Origin of the sequence: Staphylococcus lloydii, assembly GCF_015775975.1 — a bacterium.
In the GTDB taxonomy this organism is placed as follows: domain Bacteria; phylum Bacillota; class Bacilli; order Staphylococcales; family Staphylococcaceae; genus Staphylococcus; species Staphylococcus lloydii.
Genome location: NZ_CP064056.1, coordinates 921,962 through 938,786 on the forward strand (window position 1 = coordinate 921,962; position 16,825 = coordinate 938,786).

The window sequence follows — 16,825 nt, forward strand, 5'->3', positions numbered from 1 at the left end:
TGTTGACAATTTTCTTTCAATTCTTACAATTTTTTTAAAATAAGAACTTAGTCAGTAATAAAGTATTATAGAGAAAAATTTGTTAAAATGTAGTAGTTAATTATAAAAGATACTATTATATGAACTAAATAATTATTAAAAGAAGCGTGCAACTATAATACTAGGAGTAGAGACATGATAAGAATAAATAACTTAAAAGACATGGAAGCATTTGGCCAATGTTTAACTCAATATTTAGGCGCTGGAGATGTCATTTTATTAAATGGCGATTTAGGTGCGGGTAAGACGACGTTAAGTCAATTTATTGGTAAAGCGTTAGGCGTTAAAAGAAATATAAACTCTCCAACCTTTAACATTATTAAGTCGTATAATGGGAAGCATTTAAAGTTTCATCATATGGATTGTTATAGATTAGAAGAATCTGATGAGGACTTAGGGTTTGAAGAGTACTTTGAAGATAATGCAGTTATTGTTATTGAATGGAGTCAATATATAGCTGATTATCTTCCTACTCATACATTAACTATAAATATTCAATCTGAAAGCACTGATGAACGAACAATTACTATTGAAGCAAAAGGTACACATTATACTGAAATAAAGGAGGCGGTTGAACGTGAACTATCTTTTGATTGATACATCTAACCAACCACTATCTGTAGCTATTATGGACAATGATACGGTTTTGGCCGAAATTAATAACGATAAAAAAGTTAATCATTCCGTACAATTAATGCCTGCAATCGTTGCTGTATTAGAAGAAGCTAATTTGACTAAGCAAGATATTGATTCAATTATAGTGGCAGAGGGGCCAGGATCTTATACTGGATTAAGGATAGGCGTTACAGTAGCTAAAACTTTAGCATATGCTTTAAATACTTCATTATACGGTGTCTCATCATTAGCAGCTCTGGCAGCGACCGTATCACAGCAAGATCAGTTAATTATACCTGTTTTTGATGCGCGACGAGAAGCAGTGTATGCCGGCGTATATCAAAATAAAAATGGGGACTTTGAAACGGTCATGTCAGACCAATATATTACAATAGAAGATTTATTGTCATTCTTACATGCTGATAGTCGCCCCTATGTCTTTGTAGGTACAGACACTGAAAAAATAGCGCATTTATTAGATAGTGATTGTTTACCAAACTTACCACAAGCCCATGCCATGAAAGCTTTAATATCTAAACCCGTGAATATCCATGAATTTGTTCCAAATTACTTAAAGATTTCAGAGGCTGAACGCAATTGGTTAGCGAAACAGAACAACAATTAAACATTCGGTTAATGGATAAAGCGGATGTACCGCAAGTGTTTGATATTGAGCGGAAGAGTTTTGATAGTAGTTCATGGACAATAGATACGTTTTACCACGAAGTTGAACAAAATGATTTCGCATTTTATTTTGTTATAGAATATGACGAACAAATTGTTGGCTATGTCGGACTGTGGATTGTATTAGATAATGCTCAAATTACTACTATTGCTATAGATGAACAATATCGTGGGTATGGTTTAGGGCAATTACTACTTAAATATGTTATTGATTATGTACAAGAAAAGTGTGAAGCATTAAGTTTAGAAGTACGCGTAGATAATTATGTGGCGCAACATGTGTATCAAAATTTAGGTTTCCAATATGGCGGCAAACGTAAAAATTATTATGGAGAAGGCGAGGATGCATTAGTGATGTGGGTGAATTTAAATGACTAACGAAACATTAATTTTAGCTGTTGAATCAAGTTGTGATGAAACGAGCGTCAGTGTGATAGAAAATGGCACAAAAATTAAAAGTAACATTGTTTTAAGCCAAATAGAAAGTCATAAAAGATTTGGCGGTGTCGTACCTGAGGTGGCAAGTAGACATCATGTGGAAGGCATTACAACCACAATTGATAATGCATTAAATGAAGCACAAGTAACTATGGAAGATATCGATGCTGTAGCAGTTACTCAAGGACCTGGGTTAATAGGGGCGTTATTAGTAGGTATTAATGCTGCTAAAGCTTTAGCTTTTGCTTACGATAAGCCATTGATACCTGTACATCACATTGCAGGCCATATCTATGCTAATAATTTAGAAGATGGTATGAATTTTCCATTAATTGCACTTATCGTTTCAGGTGGTCATACTGAACTTATTTATATGAAAGACCATTTAAGTTTTGAAATTATCGGAGAAACTAGAGATGATGCGGTAGGTGAAGCCTACGATAAAGTAGCACGTACGCTAGGTTTAAATTATCCTGGTGGTCCACAAATAGATCGTTTAGCCAGTACGGGTAATGATACGTATAACTTTCCACGAGTGTGGTTAGAAAAAGAGAGTTACGATTTCAGTTTTAGTGGATTAAAAAGTGCAGTAATTAACGTGTTGCATAATCAACGACAAAAAAATCAAACAATTGTAGATGCTGATGTAGCTACAAGTTTCCAAAATAGTGTAGTGGAAGTATTAGTAGGAAAAGCAATACAAGCATGTGAAGCTTATGACGTTAATGAATTAATCGTAGCAGGTGGCGTAGCTAGCAATAGTGGTTTACGTAATGAACTTACTCAAGCATGTGAAGCTAACAATATTCATTTAGCTATCCCTTCAGCTAAATTATGTACTGATAATGGTGCGATGATTGGTGCAGCTGCCCATTATTTATATTTAAATAACGTCAGAGCAAATATGGATTTAAATGGTGATAGTGGTTTAGATTTAGAATATTTTGTTGATGAAGTCTAATAAAAATAATCAACATGAATGGCAATTTTTTCTGGAAAAAAGGGTATTCATATGACTAGTGATATTTAGTTAGATTATTTTTGGAAGGAGATAACATTCAATGAAAGCAGTACAATATTTTAATTTTCAAAATAGCTTAGCCGCATTAAATTTTTATGAGAAACATTTAGGCGCAACAAACATTAACCGTGTAGGTGGAGACCACGAAATGTTTAGGGATTTACCGGAAGAGTATCAAGTGGATGCTGATTTTACAATGAATGCCGCTTTTGAAATTTTAGGAGAAACATTTTACTGTAGCGATACAATGAAAAATAAAAAAATCGATAACAGTGGAGCAATCGTAGTGTTTAATTTTGATTACAACAATGAAGAAGAACGTGAAAAAGCAATTGCATTCTTCAATAAAGCTGTTGAAGGTGGTTGTGTGGCGACAATGCCACTAGATAAAACAGAATGGTCCCCATTATACGGTCTTTTTAATGATCCGTTTGGTGTCACTTGGATGATTAACGCAGAATAAATTAAGTTTTAAATGAAGTAATGAGGTCGAGACATGATTAGATGTCCGACCTCATTTTTGTATTGAGCAGGTTTAGCAAAGAGAGAAAAGATTATATTATTTTCCTATAACATTGCGTTTTGCACGTTCATAAATAAAATGTGGAAATTTAGTGATACGTAATAATTCAATCGCATTACGTGTATCAGCTTTTCCGTTTTTGATAGTAAAGTCGAAATGGATTTCATTATCCATAATAGATTCATTAAAGTGATAGTTGTGATACTTGTCCTTCAATAAATCTGCTAATTCGATATCATGTGTAGCTGCAATAATTGTGAATTGCTCTGAGTCATCGAGATAAGATAAGACAGATTCAGAAGCGGCGATTCGTTCTGTCGTGTTAGTGCCTTTAAATATTTCATCAATAAAACAATATACGTTTTGATTCTGTGGAATTTCAAAGAGACGATTAATTGATTTTAATTCAGTCATAAAATAACTATCACCAGAAGTTATGCTATCCTGATTAACCATAGCAGTATAAATTAAACCAGGTTTATATACGAAGTGCTGAGCCGTAGTAGTATTAACACTTTGGGCTAATAATAAATTTACGGCTAAAGCTTTCATAAATGTTGATTTACCGGAAGCGTTAGAGCCTGTAAGCAACATATTAAAGTCTAAAGTTAAACTATTTGGTACCGCACCGTTAAGAAGTGGGTGTACAAGCTCGTCAAAGGCTACCTTATCCTCTGTCGTTGTTTCTGGTACAGAATAAAAGTCTAGGCTTTTTCTCCATAATGCAACAGAATAATGATTATCTAGCATGGCAATATAGTCATAACAGGCAAGTACTTCGTTTTCATATCGTTTAAAGCTCGATTGAATTAAATGGAATAGAAAATAATCGGTCATTAAAAGCATTTTAATAAATCCTATAACCGTGAAGGCATCATTATCGGTAGAAGCCTTGCCTAAAAGCCAACTAAATCGACGCGCTACAATAAAATGTTTAAAATCTACATCAATGTCTGGTAACTCCTCGGAGTTACTTAATTTATAAGCTTTATTGACAACAGTTGAATTATAAAACATTGAATTTAAATCGTCTATATAAGTTCTTTTTAACATGCCACTTAAGGCCATATTATATATACAAACTAAGAACAGTAACATAATCCCCAAACCAGTGTTAAATAAAGTAATAATTATCGCTATTAAAGGCAAGTATGGAGCAAGCATATAAAAATTGTTACGTTTTACTGGCTGAAGTTGATCCGGAAAAGTTGGATAAATAGATTTTCCAATTTTAGCCAAGTGATAAGCGACGAAATTTCGGGTACTATTATTCTCATTAAACACGTGGAATAGTTTTTCGTTATTAATTTTTTTCATATGTCTCAATGCACATACTAAACGCATTTCACCAATAGCTGTAAAGTTAAAGTTCATCACACCAAATAATTTTGGCATATCTAAATCATTCCAAGTTTTATCGTCAATTAATGAATATGTATCATAATCATCTTTGTATAATTCATATTGATAATCGTGGCGGCTATTAGGTCTTGTAAATTTTTCTAAAGGTTTGATGTTGTCCCATAATGTGGGTAGTTCATTTTTAAGTCTAATGTTATTGACGGTTTCGGTAATGATAACTAATAAAATACTAGCTACGATTAACGCGAGTATGAGCCAAAGAATTGTTGGCATGGTATAACTGCTCCTTTTTATGTCTAGTCTATATGTTAATTGTGTCATTGATTATATTTAGGCGCAAGGCTATATGAAATTTATATTAATATGAATGTCAATAGGGAACGTGCGTACTTATTAACAATCAGTGTATAAACTGTGGATAAGTTATGGAAAAAGCTGTGGATTAGGTTGAATAAGCAAAAATATGGTAAATATAAAGTAACATATTACTTGTGGATAACTAGGATAACTTTGTGGATAGCCTTTATTAGCGTAATTAAGATGTGAATAAAAAAGTTAATGAAAAAAAGTAGAGAAAATGAGTTATCTCATTTTCTCTACTTTTTAATGTACACTATATGTTAAGATTCTTGTAATTTTTCCCATTCATTTATAGCATGTTCTAATTTATGTTCGGTCTCTTCTTTTTCAAGTGCAAGTTCATTGGATTTTGATGGATCGTTGTATATTTCTGGTGTTAATAATTGTGCTTCTATTTCAGTGATTGTGTTTTCGTAGTTTTCGATATCGCTCTCATATTGCGCTATTTTACGTTCTCTTTGGCGCTGTTCCTTTTTTTGTTCTTTTTGAGATAGATAAGAATTTGTATTGTTGCTTTCTTGGGACGATTGGTTACGTGTATGTTCAAGATTTGATTGTTGTGCAGCGAGTGCATGTTTTTCGGCGATTTTATCTAAATAATACTGATAGTCACCGATATATAAAGTACCTCCTGCGCTATCTAAATCAAATATTTTATTAGCTAATTGGTTAATAAAGTAACGATCATGTGATACGAAAATAATCGTGCCATCAAAATCTTGCAATGCTTGTTCTAGCATTTCTTTCGAATCAATATCTAGATGGTTTGTGGGTTCATCTAGGATTAAAACGTTATTACGCTCTAACATTAATAACGCAAGTTGGAGCCTTGCTTTTTCGCCACCTGATAAATCGTTAATAATTTTCTTCACGTCTTCTTGAACGAATAAGAAGCGGCCAAGAACGGCTCTAATGTCTTTTTCATTCATAGTAGGATATTGGTCCCACACATAATCGAGAATCGTTTTAGTAGATTTAAATTCGGCTTGCTTTTGATCATAGTAACCGATTTTTAGATTGGCCCCAGTTGTTATTTCTCCTGCTAATGCGTGTTGCTTTTCAGCGATGGTTTTAATAAGCGTTGATTTTCCTATACCATTTGGGCCAATAATTGCGATGTGATCACCTTTAGTTATTTCTAAAGAGATAGGATTAGTAATCGGTTCTTCATAACCAATTTTCAACTGATTAATATGAAAAACGTCATTACCCGTATTTCGATCAAAGTCAAAAGTAATATTTGCGCTCCGAGCATCAATAAGTGGTTTATCTATGGTTTGCATCTTTTCTAAAGTCTTGCGTCTACTTTTGGCCATACCTGAAGTAGAGGCTCTAGCAATATTTTTATCGACAAATGTTTCAAGCTTTTTAATCTCTGCTTGTTGTTTTTCGTATTCTTGCATTCGTTTTGCATAATATTTGTCACGTTGTTCGATAAATTGTGCATAATTCCCTTGATAATGTTGGACGTCACCTAAAGCTACATCATAAATTTGATTAACAATTTTATCTAAGAAGTATCTGTCATGGCTGATAATAACAATAGCACCTTTAAAATAGTTCAAATAACCCTCTAACCATTCTGTTGTTTCCATATCAAGATGGTTGGTAGGCTCATCTAATAATAGTAAATCTGGTTCACTTAATAACATTTGTGCTAATGATAAACGAGTCTTTTGACCACCACTGAAATCATTAATAGGGCGATCAAAATCCGCTTCATCAAAGTTTAAACCATGCAATACTGTTTTTATTTTACTTTCATATTGATAGCCTTCTAGTTGTTCAAATTGGTTGGATAGGCTTTCATACTTTTCAAGATGCGCTTTATAGTCATCACTATCAAAATCATCTGCATGTTGAGCCAACCAATCCGTTTCATGATTCATTTGTTGTCCTAATTTTTTTATATGTTCGAATGGTTTAGACATTTCTTGAATAACTGTGGAAGTTGTATTTAAAGTCATTTGTTGAGTTAAATAACCCAATTTTAAATTTTTGATTTTTGAAATATGCCCAGAATCATATCCTTCTACACCGGCAATAATTTTCATTAATGTCGATTTTCCAGCACCATTTCTACCAACAATACCAATACGTTCACCCGTCTTAATTTCTACATTTACATCGTTAAAAATGTCTTCGCCATCGAAAGATTTTGATATATCGTTTAGTTGTAATAATATCATGTTTTGTGCACCTCACTAATAGTTCTATTTTACCGTATATAGGTGTTAGATAAAACTACGATTGTTTATTTTTCTATTTTATTCATGTATAATATTGTGGTAATTGCTTACATTTATAGCTTTGTATATTTTCGTAATAATAGGGGGACTTAATTTTGGCTCATCAAAGTGATAAAATTCCTCGTGCTACATTAAAGCGTTTACCTTTATATTATAGGTTTGTGAATACTTTAAAATCAAAAGGCATAGATAGAGTGAATTCAAAAACGATTAGTGAAGGTCTAAATATAGATTCAGCAACTATTCGTCGAGATTTTTCATATTTTGGAGAATTAGGTAAAAAAGGATATGGCTACAACATTGATAGTTTATTGAATTTTTTTAAACATGAAATAAATGAAAATAATGAAATAAAAATTGCTATCGTTGGTGTTGGTAATCTAGGTAAAGCATTATTAAATTTTAATTTTTCCATACATGATGAAATGACAATAACAGAAGCCTTCGATATACGTGAAGATGTTATAGGAACCAAAGTTGGCAATGTTACGGTTAAGCATTATAACGATATAGCAACTATATTAAAAGAAGAAGAAATCGATGTTGTTATTTTAACCACAACTGAAAATGCTGCACAACAAGTAACGGATCAACTCGTACAGACAGGTGTGAAAGGCATATTGAATTTCACGCCAACAAGAGTTCATGCACCAGGAGACGTACAAGTTCATCATATTGATCTAGGTATAGAATTACAATCTTTACTTTTCTTTATGCGCAACTATGGGGATAAATAAATATTAAAGTTACCTTATGAGATAGTATCTGGCTGACATTATCTCATAAGGTAACTTTTTTTAGTTTTAAAACGCTGGGTTTATTAAATAGCAGATTAAAAGATGTTAAGTGTTCAATTTCTGTATATAAAAAAATCTCGATTACAATATTATTACAAATAGCTCAATGCCCTTGAAAAGCATGATAAAATCTAATATTATTATTCTTATTAATTTAATCGGAAAAGAGGGATTTATTTGACGTGGTTAGTCATTAGTGGGCTCATCGTAGGAGCTTTATTAGGTTTTGTTATGCAACGTACACGCTTTTGTTTAGCAGGCGGTTTCCGAGATATGTATATACAGAAAAGCAATAAAATGTTTTATGCCTTATTAATAGCTATTTCTGTACAAAGCATTGGATTACTTTTATTAACGTCTACAGGTGTTGTTACTATACCTACTGAATCATATCCTATCATTGGAACAGTTATAGGTTCATTTATTTTTGGTGTAGGAATGATATTATCAGGAGGGTGTGCGACAGGTACTTGGTACCGCGCTGGTGAAGGTTTAATAGGTAGTTGGATCGCATTAGTATTTTATGGATTTACTGCAGCAGTTACCAAATTCGGCTTACTATTACCTGTAATGGATAAAATTAATAAGCCGACAAACGTTAACGCGAGTATGGCACAAACGACTGGAATCCCTATGTGGGTTTGGGTTTTATTATTAGTAATTATAACAGTGTTTTTTGTAACTAAAACATTACGTAAACCAAAAGTTGCGGTACCAACTTTAAAACGTAAATTTACAGGCGTACGTTATTACTTATTCGAGAAAAAATATCATCCTTTCGTTGCTGCTATCGTAGTTGGTCTAATTGCATTATTAGCTTGGCCAGCAAGTGAAGCAACAGGCAGAATGGATGGTTTAGGTATTACAACGCCTTCAGCTAACTTAATACAATTTTTAATTAGTGGTGACGTAAAATTACTAGACTGGGGTGTATTTTTAGTTTTAGGTATCTTCTTTGGTTCTTATATTGCAGCTAAAGGAGCAAGAGAATTTAAATGGAGATTGCCAGATAAAAAGACAATAAGAAATAGTGTATTCGGTGGTATGTGTATGGGCTTTGGCGCATCAGTAGCCGGAGGTTGTTCCATCGGTAACGGTTTAGTATCAACTGCCACAATGTCATGGCAAGGCTGGATTGCCTTAGCTTCAATGATTTTAGGTGCATGGTTTATGAGTTACTTTATTTTTATTAGACCTATGAAAAAAGCTCAAAAAGCACAAAGCGCTTCAACAAATAGCGCTCACTTAAGTGGTCAAACACAAACAACGTAATAGAGAGGAAGATAAATTATGGTACATGAATTAGGCACAGTAGGAATGGTATGCCCATTCCCATTAATAGAAGCTCAGAAAAAAATGGTTACTTTAGATAATGGAGATGAATTAAAGATTGATTTCGACTGTACGCAAGCTACTGAAGCAATCCCTAACTGGGCTGCTGAACAAGGATATCCAGTAACGAACTACGAACAATTAGATGATGCATCTTGGACTATCACAATTCAAAAAGCATAAACAAAATTAACTCGGTTATTTATAATAGCCGGGTTTTTTATATCTAAGTATGTCTTTAGACTTAGTAAGATGGTAAACTATAAATTAAAAGTTTCATATTTCATAGCTAAAGCTAAGACGTATAAATATATAAAATTTTATTTTTTGCAACATAATCAATTTATCGAATGATATGATATATATTGTCGATAACTTAAGCAAAAGTAAAACACAAAATTTATAAGTGAATAATAGTATATACATATGAGTTGAGACATTTATTTTAACTACAAATATTAGGGGAACATTATTTTTAAAATCGGGCAATTCCCTTATGAATAATTAAATAAAGATATTACAGTTTTGAGGAGGCATACTTACCATGCGTGAGTGGACAAGAGACGAGCGCTATCAACGTTTTGAGGAAGTACCTCAAGATAAGTTAGAAGCATTAAGAGCGCAAGTACAACAATCTAACTATAAACAAATTTTTCATATTCAACCAGAATCAGGATTGTTAAACGATCCAAATGGCTTAATTTATTTTAATGGTGAATATCATGTATCGCATCAATGGTTTCCTTTAGGTGCCGTTCACGGTTTGAAATATTGGTACAATTATACGAGTAAAGATTTGGTACATTTTGAACCACATGGTCCAATATTGAAACCTGATACTAAAAATGATAGTCACGGTGTGTATAGTGGTAGCGCATTTGAATATGACAACCACTTATATTATATGTATACAGGTAATGCACGTGATGAATCATGGCAAAGACATTCCAGTCAATTAATTGCAAAAGTAAATCAAGACAAAACTATAAGTAAATTTCCTAAACCAGTGATTGGGCAACCACCAGAAGGTTATACAGAACATTTTAGAGATCCTAAGGTATTTAAAAAAGATGATGCATATTACGCGATTATAGGTGCTCAAAATGTCCATAAAAGTGGACGCGTCGTACTCTATCAATCAACTGATATAGTACATTGGCAATTTATGGGAGAACTAGAAACCAAATTGACTGAATTTGGTTATATGTGGGAATGTCCAGATTATTTCAATTTAGATGGCTTTGACATACTCATGTTTTGTCCCCAAGGCGTAGAGCCTGATGGTGATAAATTTAATAATATTTATCAAGCAGGATACATAATTGGTCAATTAGATGTAGATAATTTAGCAATGAATCATGCAGATTTTAATGAATTAGATAATGGCTTTGATTTTTATGCCCCACAAAGTTTTGTCGATGCACAAGGCCAACGTGTATTAATTGGATGGATGGGATTACCAGATGTAAATTATCCAACAGATGAAGAAAATTGGGCCCATTGCTTAACGGTACCAAGAGTATTGTCAATTGAAGATGGTAAGTTGAAACAACGACCAATCAAAGCATTAAAACAATTACGTTTTAATGAAGAAACTGCATTAGGCTATGCTAATAAATTCACACGTCAACTTCATCCATATGAGGGGAAACAATACGAACTAATCATAGATGTTTTAGAAAATGACACAACGGAATTATATTTTGAGTTACGTAGTTCTCGTCAGCATTCAACTTTAATCAAATATAATACGAGAGAACAAAAACTAACATTAGACAGAAGTGAAAGTGGCCCGTTACCAACTCCGGTAGAAGGTACTTCAAGAAGTACGATATTGGATACACCACTTTCGCAACTCCAAATTTTTATTGATACTTCAAGTATAGAGGTATTTTGTAATGATGGTGAACGTGTAATGACTGCGAGAATTTTTCCAGATGAAGATGCGACAGGTATAAAAACTTCGACAGAATCAGGACAGGCTTATTTAAAATTCACAAAATATGAATTGAAAGAAGGTTAATTATGGGTAAATTATATGCAATAGGCGAGGCATTAATAGATTTTATTCCTAATACGACAGATTCTAAGTTGAAAGATGTTGAAACATTTTCTAGACAGGTGGGTGGCGCACCTTGTAATGTCGCTAGCACAGTGCAAAAACTTGGCGGTCAGTCAGAAATGATTACACAACTAGGTCAAGATGCTTTTGGGGATATTATCGTCGAAACGCTAGAAGATATAGGTGTTGGCACGTCCTTTATTAAACGAACGAATGAAGCAAACACTGCGTTGGCGTTTGTGAGTTTAACAAAATCTGGAGAAAGAGATTTTTCATTTTACCGTAAACCTTCTGCTGATATGTTATACAACCGTGAAAATATAAAAGAATTACCTATAACACCAAACGATATCTTACATTTTTGTTCTGTTGATTTAGTAGACAGTGAAATGAAAGAGGCGCATAAGGCAATCATTGAAAAATTTAAGCAACAACAAGGTACGATATGTTTTGATCCAAATGTAAGATTGCCTTTGTGGGACAGTGAAGAGGCATGTAAGCGTGCGATAAGAGAGTTTATACCTCATGCCAATATCGTTAAAATTTCTGATGAAGAACTTTCATTCATTACAGATATTAAAGATGATGAGCAAGCAATTAACTGGCTATTTCAAAATAATGTTGAGATTGTTATTTATACTAAAGGTGCTGAAGGTTCAGAATTATATTTTAAAGATGGCACTAAAATAGGTCATGAAGGCATTAAAGTGAAAGCAATCGATACGACTGGTGCAGGAGATGCGTTTATAGGCGCAATGTTAAGTAAAATTTTGAATTTCGAAACTGTTAATTTAACACAAGAATTGAAGCAACAAGGTAAGGATATACTAGCATTTAGTAATTTAGTCGCGGCAAAAGTAACGACGAATTATGGCGCAATTGGGAGTATTCCTAGCTTGGACGAAGTTGATAAAAGTGAATCGTTAAAATAACTATAAAAAAGACTTGTTTTCAAATGAATGAAGACAAGTCTTTTTAAATATGAGATTAAGTGTTTTTAATCTTTTTAATGTTACGCACTGAAGCGAAACAAAATTCTTGGTTATCGAAATAAATAATACGATCTTTAGTGTTAACAGCAGAGACATTATTTTTGTTTATGACGTAACTATTATGGCACCTGAAGAAGCGGTCATCGAGTTGACTGAGTTCTTTTAAATTGCCATAAAATTCAATTTGTCTATTGTCTAAATGAGCTATTAACCGATGTGATTTGGAAGATGATTCAAAAAACATTACATCATCATAGCGTACATATACGGAGTTACTGCCTTGTTTTAGTTCAATAGTGTCGACATTGCTATCTTTAGATAACAATTTTAAGCGTGTTTCTGCCGTTTCAATACAATCAATAATGCGTGTTTTTAATTCATCCGGGTCATCTTTAAATATAAAATCCATAGCGGCAATTTTATAAACAAAGGTTAAATAAGTTAATTCACTATGACTTGTGACAAATATTATATTGCCAACAGGGTCGTGCTTCCGGATTTCACTTGCTAATTTAATGCCATTTATGTCCGCTTCTAGTTGAATATCTAAAAAATAACAACCGATATCATCCAACTTGCGGGCTTCTTCTAGTATTTCATAAGGATCTCCTGTTGCTTTAACAATTTCCATAGGCTTTTCTTCAATCATAATGTAGTTGTTTATAATTGAAGTCATATTATCACGTTGTCTTGTATCATCCTCACATATGAAAATTTTCATTATCACACATCCTTATGATTAAGTATTTAATATTTCAACCTTTTGAACAAAGTAGTTATTTTCGATTGTTGTATCTAATAATACATTTGATTTCGATTCAGTGATTTCTTTTAAAGTCGATAATCCCAAACCACTATTACCTTTTTTAGTAGTGAAGTTTTCTTGGAAGAGGGTGTGTACACGAGGTATATCATCCTCACATTTATTCATTACGATAAAGGTAACTGAAACATCACTATTTTTTAAAAAGGCTATACGAATTAATGGATCTTCATCAATATTCTCAGAGGCCTCAATGGCATTGTCGATAATAATACCAATAATACGGCTTAAGTCGATTGTAGGCATGTCTATTTTAGTAATTTGTTCATTTACTTCAACACTAATGCTAATATTCATTTCTTGAGCTTGTAAAATTTTCGTCGTGACTAAGCCTTTGATTTCTCTTAGCTTTAAGTTTTCAATACCATTAATTTTAACAGCATTCATTTGCATACTGTCTTGCATAGGTAAAATTTCATTAGTGAAATAGTTACGCAAACCTTCCATGTCATTTTCACGGATGTAATCTGACATCGTCGATAAAATATTGACATAATCATGTCTAAACTTACGCATTTCATTGTTAATTTGTTCGATTTGCAAAGTATATTTATAATAATTTTCGATTTCTTTCATATTTCGCTTATATTGAATTTCACGAATAATACTGAAAGAAACAGTAATAATCAGAATCGCGATAATAATTATAAAGATGACATAAATAACGGCTAAATATTTAAAATCACCATACGAAATAACTTCTTTTGGCATATACATATATAAAATTAAAAATGTAGCCAATAATATAATGCCAATTAAAGTAAGGTAGATTTTGTTTAGCGATAAGATGGAACGGGATAATCGCTGAATAAAATATCTAGTGACAAATGCCAACATCAGAGCGATTATGGTAAAGATTATTGTGTAAAGTAAAATCATTATGTAATTATGTAAATTGAATTTTATTATTAGCGTAGCTATCCATATAGTAAAAAAATTAGAAATATATAATAATAGAAAAGTTAAAACACTAAGAACTAGACCTATTATTTTATTTCTAATAAACATAAAAATAGTTGTAAAGACAACTAATATGAGTATTGTTTTCGGACCAAAAACAAAATATAAAAAAGTTGAAGGGATTACTATTCCTATAATAGAAATATAATCCCTAAGTGTGTATTTCACGTTACCTATAATTCTAAGCACAACAAATATCACTATAAGTTGATAAATAGAGATATAAACCGAATTTAAAAACTCCATTTTAATACACTCTCTCTAATCATTTTAATTATTCGTATAATTTTGTTAGTTCTTCTGGGACTTCAGGTTCATCGAAAAATCCGCTGCAAGGGTTAACACCTGATACAGCTCCTAAAACTTCAAAAAACTTAGCGAAAAATGAAAAGATACTATTTAAAAAATTCATATTATGCTTCCTCCTTAGGGAAAAATATTGGTAATTGTGCAACAGCTATAATGATAACACCTAACAATATTAGCTGTTGATAAGGTTCGTTAATGACAATTGAAATTAATAAAATAATTACTGAAAGTATTATTGTATTTCTTTTTTTCTTAGCTTTTAATTTAGTTGGAATAGGTTGCTTTTTAGTAGCAGCTGGGGCATATATACATAAGATAATGAACCCAATTATTGCTAGGCAATACATAATTCCAACGCTTATTTGAGTATACACTACTAGCCAAGGTAAAAAAACAAATAACAATAAATTTTGTACGTGACACAGTAATGAAGATTTCGCATGTGCGCCATGCGCAAAAAATCTAATTAAAGCATATGTTATATGAACAGTGAGAGTGTAAAAAAATAAATTAAACAGGATTGAAACACCATATGCTACAATCGTTTTAAATATGTTGCTGACAAAGACTTGCATGCCTAAACGAATCTTTAAATAAGCAATATGATCTAAATTATTTCGTTCTTGCAAGTATTTAGCAAAGGTGTCTATTCGGGTTTCTATCGATTTTAGCATTTGGCTTCTCTCCTTAATTTGATTATACGCCGTTAATTAGGTGTTATGCGATATATTGCCTAATTGTACGAAAACTATGCCTAACTGTTAATGCCGATTTTTTGAAATAATTTCAATTCATCAGATGAACAGTTAGGAATAAAAAATAACGAGTTAGGCATTTTGGAACTTAATCGTGCATATACGTGTTTTAATGTACTTGTATCACAAAGAGATACTAAATACTTGAATAATATTTACTAGTGATTTATTCAGATTTATAAAGCTTAAGAGCAGAAGTTTTATAAATAATCTATTCTTGATGATCATTTTACTTCATATAGTAGAGGATTTATCAATGATTTAGATAGTATTTTTTATTCTTTGTAATATGTTTAAAGGAGTTGTTGTTGTGACAAAAAACATCATAGACTCGATTGGTGGTTTAGTGAATTAATTTTGAACTCAGTTGAAATTCGCTTAAAATTTAAGCTTTCCCTATAATAACTGTATTCATAATTTTTTTGATTAAACAATTTATTCTAGTGTCATTTATATAATTACCTATAACAGAGGTAATTAAAGTAGTAACATGTAAGCTATCGTAAACATCATTCAATTTGCCGTTCTAACTGACGGTAGATTCACTAAATTTTTTCATAATTAATAACATCCCCAAAAATAGATAGAGAAATAACTGTAAAACATTCCCTTAATAATAAGTTAAAAAAACCGTGAGTCCCTCCCAAGCTCACGGTTTTTATTTATTTATATAACTCTTTTCTTCTATTATCAAAAACTGGAATTGCGGCGCGTTGTTGTTTCACTTTTTCTAAATCTAAAGTTAAGGTGATACATTTTTCAGTAGCGCCTACTTCTTCTAAAATTTCTCCGTTTGGATCTACTACCATTGAATGACCAGCATACTGTGTATTGCCATCGTCACCACAGGCATTACATCCTACAATATACATATCGTTCTCTATTGCTCTGGCTTGTATCAATGACTGCCAATGTTTTAATCTGGCTTCGGGCCATTGCGCAACATAAAAGGCGACTTCACAACCCTCTGCAGCTGGATAACGCAATAATTCAGGAAATCTTAAGTCATAGCAAATAATTTGTGTAGCTTGTGTACCATTACTTAATTGATAAGGTTCAGGCACCGCTTCACCAGGTGCTAAATAAGCAGGTTCATTTAACATAGGTACAAGGTGTGTTTTATCATATACATTAACTAAACTACCGTCTTTAAGCACTGTAAATGCAGTATTATATACGTGCCCATTTCTTTTGTTAGAAACCGATCCGGCTACAATATCGACATTGAATTGTACCGCTAAATTTTTTATGAATTGATAGCTACGAGTTAGATTATCATCAGCTAAAATGTCGAGTTGTGATAACGCGTAACCATTATTCCACATTTCTGGCAAAACGACGACATCTGTATCTGGTTGCACATGTCTATTAAACCATGCTGTTATATTTTCTTCGTTATATGATACATCGGCAGGTTCTATTTTTAGTTGGAATACTTTAATGTTCATGTTTTTACACCCTTTACTTAATTGTATACATATATTTAATTACCCTTTATACAAAA

Annotated in this window: 17 protein-coding genes; 10 read left to right on the forward strand and 7 right to left on the reverse strand. The window is 32.4% G+C overall.

What is annotated here, in order from left to right; all coding sequences use genetic code 11:
* Positions 1 to 174 precede the first annotated feature (174 nt).
* The 5 genes from tsaE (at position 175) to ISP08_RS04385 (ending at position 3,260) form a co-directional block, all read left to right on the forward strand.
* On the forward strand, positions 175 to 636 hold the full coding sequence (tsaE, locus tag ISP08_RS04365; protein WP_195719506.1) for a tRNA (adenosine(37)-N6)-threonylcarbamoyltransferase complex ATPase subunit type 1 TsaE: 462 nt from the start codon (positions 175 to 177) through the stop codon (positions 634 to 636).
* Positions 617 to 1,279 carry a tRNA (adenosine(37)-N6)-threonylcarbamoyltransferase complex dimerization subunit type 1 TsaB gene (gene tsaB, locus ISP08_RS04370; RefSeq protein WP_195719505.1) on the forward strand — a complete coding sequence of 221 codons (663 nt, stop codon included), beginning with the start codon at positions 617 to 619 and terminating at the stop codon, positions 1,277 to 1,279. Before tsaE ends, tsaB begins: the two co-directional genes overlap by 20 nt.
* A gap of 11 nt (positions 1,280 to 1,290) precedes the next feature.
* Positions 1,291 to 1,716: a ribosomal protein S18-alanine N-acetyltransferase gene (gene rimI, locus ISP08_RS04375; protein ID WP_411847794.1), complete on the forward strand. Its 426-nt coding sequence runs from the start codon at positions 1,291 to 1,293 to the stop codon at positions 1,714 to 1,716.
* The gene (gene tsaD / locus ISP08_RS04380; RefSeq protein WP_195719504.1) at positions 1,709 to 2,737 is read left to right on the forward strand and encodes a tRNA (adenosine(37)-N6)-threonylcarbamoyltransferase complex transferase subunit TsaD; all 1,029 of its coding nucleotides are present in this window, start codon (positions 1,709 to 1,711) and stop codon (positions 2,735 to 2,737) included. Before rimI ends, tsaD begins: the two co-directional genes overlap by 8 nt.
* Positions 2,738 to 2,837: 100 nt before the next feature.
* Positions 2,838 to 3,260, forward strand: coding sequence for a VOC family protein (locus ISP08_RS04385; RefSeq protein ID WP_048793306.1), 423 nt, complete (start codon positions 2,838 to 2,840; stop codon positions 3,258 to 3,260).
* Between the two features lie 96 nt (positions 3,261 to 3,356).
* Here ISP08_RS04385 and ISP08_RS04390 read toward each other — a convergent pair whose 3' ends face one another.
* Together ISP08_RS04390 and ISP08_RS04395 are read right to left on the reverse strand one after the other, a co-directional pair.
* A complete protein-coding gene (locus ISP08_RS04390) occupies positions 3,357 to 4,955 on the reverse strand; it encodes a MutS-related protein (RefSeq protein ID WP_195719503.1) in 1,599 nt (532 codons plus the stop codon).
* 347 nt (positions 4,956 to 5,302) lie between these two features.
* Positions 5,303 to 7,231 (reverse strand): ABC-F family ATP-binding cassette domain-containing protein, encoded by a 1,929-nt coding sequence (locus ISP08_RS04395; protein WP_195719502.1) that lies wholly within the window; start codon positions 7,229 to 7,231, stop codon positions 5,303 to 5,305.
* A gap of 155 nt (positions 7,232 to 7,386) precedes the next feature.
* Here ISP08_RS04395 and ISP08_RS04400 point away from each other — a divergent pair, with 155 nt between their 5' ends.
* The 5 genes from ISP08_RS04400 (at position 7,387) to ISP08_RS04420 (ending at position 12,414) form a co-directional block, all read left to right on the forward strand.
* A complete protein-coding gene (locus tag ISP08_RS04400) occupies positions 7,387 to 8,028 on the forward strand; it encodes a redox-sensing transcriptional repressor Rex (protein ID WP_195719501.1) in 642 nt (213 codons plus the stop codon).
* A gap of 237 nt (positions 8,029 to 8,265) precedes the next feature.
* Complete coding sequence (locus tag ISP08_RS04405; protein ID WP_195719500.1) at positions 8,266 to 9,360, forward strand: YeeE/YedE family protein; 1,095 nt, start codon at positions 8,266 to 8,268, stop codon at positions 9,358 to 9,360.
* An 18-nt stretch (positions 9,361 to 9,378) separates the two neighbouring features.
* The gene (locus ISP08_RS04410; RefSeq protein ID WP_048793301.1) at positions 9,379 to 9,603 is read left to right on the forward strand and encodes a sulfurtransferase TusA family protein; all 225 of its coding nucleotides are present in this window, start codon (positions 9,379 to 9,381) and stop codon (positions 9,601 to 9,603) included.
* 361 nt (positions 9,604 to 9,964) lie between these two features.
* Positions 9,965 to 11,443, forward strand: a complete 1,479-nt coding sequence (locus ISP08_RS04415) for a sucrose-6-phosphate hydrolase (RefSeq protein WP_195719499.1) — start codon at positions 9,965 to 9,967, stop codon at positions 11,441 to 11,443.
* A 2-nt stretch (positions 11,444 to 11,445) separates the two neighbouring features.
* Positions 11,446 to 12,414, forward strand: a complete 969-nt coding sequence (locus ISP08_RS04420; protein ID WP_195719498.1) for a carbohydrate kinase family protein — start codon at positions 11,446 to 11,448, stop codon at positions 12,412 to 12,414.
* A gap of 55 nt (positions 12,415 to 12,469) precedes the next feature.
* On the opposite strand, the gene agrA is transcribed toward ISP08_RS04420, so the two are convergent.
* From agrA to ISP08_RS04445, 5 genes are all read right to left on the reverse strand, one after another.
* On the reverse strand, positions 12,470 to 13,195 hold the full coding sequence (agrA, locus tag ISP08_RS04425; protein ID WP_048793298.1) for a quorum-sensing response regulator AgrA: 726 nt from the start codon (positions 13,193 to 13,195) through the stop codon (positions 12,470 to 12,472).
* Between the two features lie 18 nt (positions 13,196 to 13,213).
* Positions 13,214 to 14,503 carry a quorum-sensing sensor histidine kinase AgrC gene (gene agrC / locus ISP08_RS13015; protein WP_195719497.1) on the reverse strand — a complete coding sequence of 430 codons (1,290 nt, stop codon included), beginning with the start codon at positions 14,501 to 14,503 and terminating at the stop codon, positions 13,214 to 13,216.
* A gap of 28 nt (positions 14,504 to 14,531) precedes the next feature.
* The gene (agrD, locus tag ISP08_RS04435) at positions 14,532 to 14,669 is read right to left on the reverse strand and encodes a cyclic lactone autoinducer peptide AgrD (RefSeq protein WP_048793296.1); all 138 of its coding nucleotides are present in this window, start codon (positions 14,667 to 14,669) and stop codon (positions 14,532 to 14,534) included.
* Position 14,670: 1 nt separating this feature from the next.
* On the reverse strand, positions 14,671 to 15,240 hold the full coding sequence (locus tag ISP08_RS04440) for an accessory gene regulator AgrB (RefSeq protein WP_048793295.1): 570 nt from the start codon (positions 15,238 to 15,240) through the stop codon (positions 14,671 to 14,673).
* Between the two features lie 743 nt (positions 15,241 to 15,983).
* Complete coding sequence (locus ISP08_RS04445; protein ID WP_195719496.1) at positions 15,984 to 16,769, reverse strand: carbon-nitrogen family hydrolase; 786 nt, start codon at positions 16,767 to 16,769, stop codon at positions 15,984 to 15,986.
* Between the last annotated feature and the right edge of the window lie 56 nt (positions 16,770 to 16,825).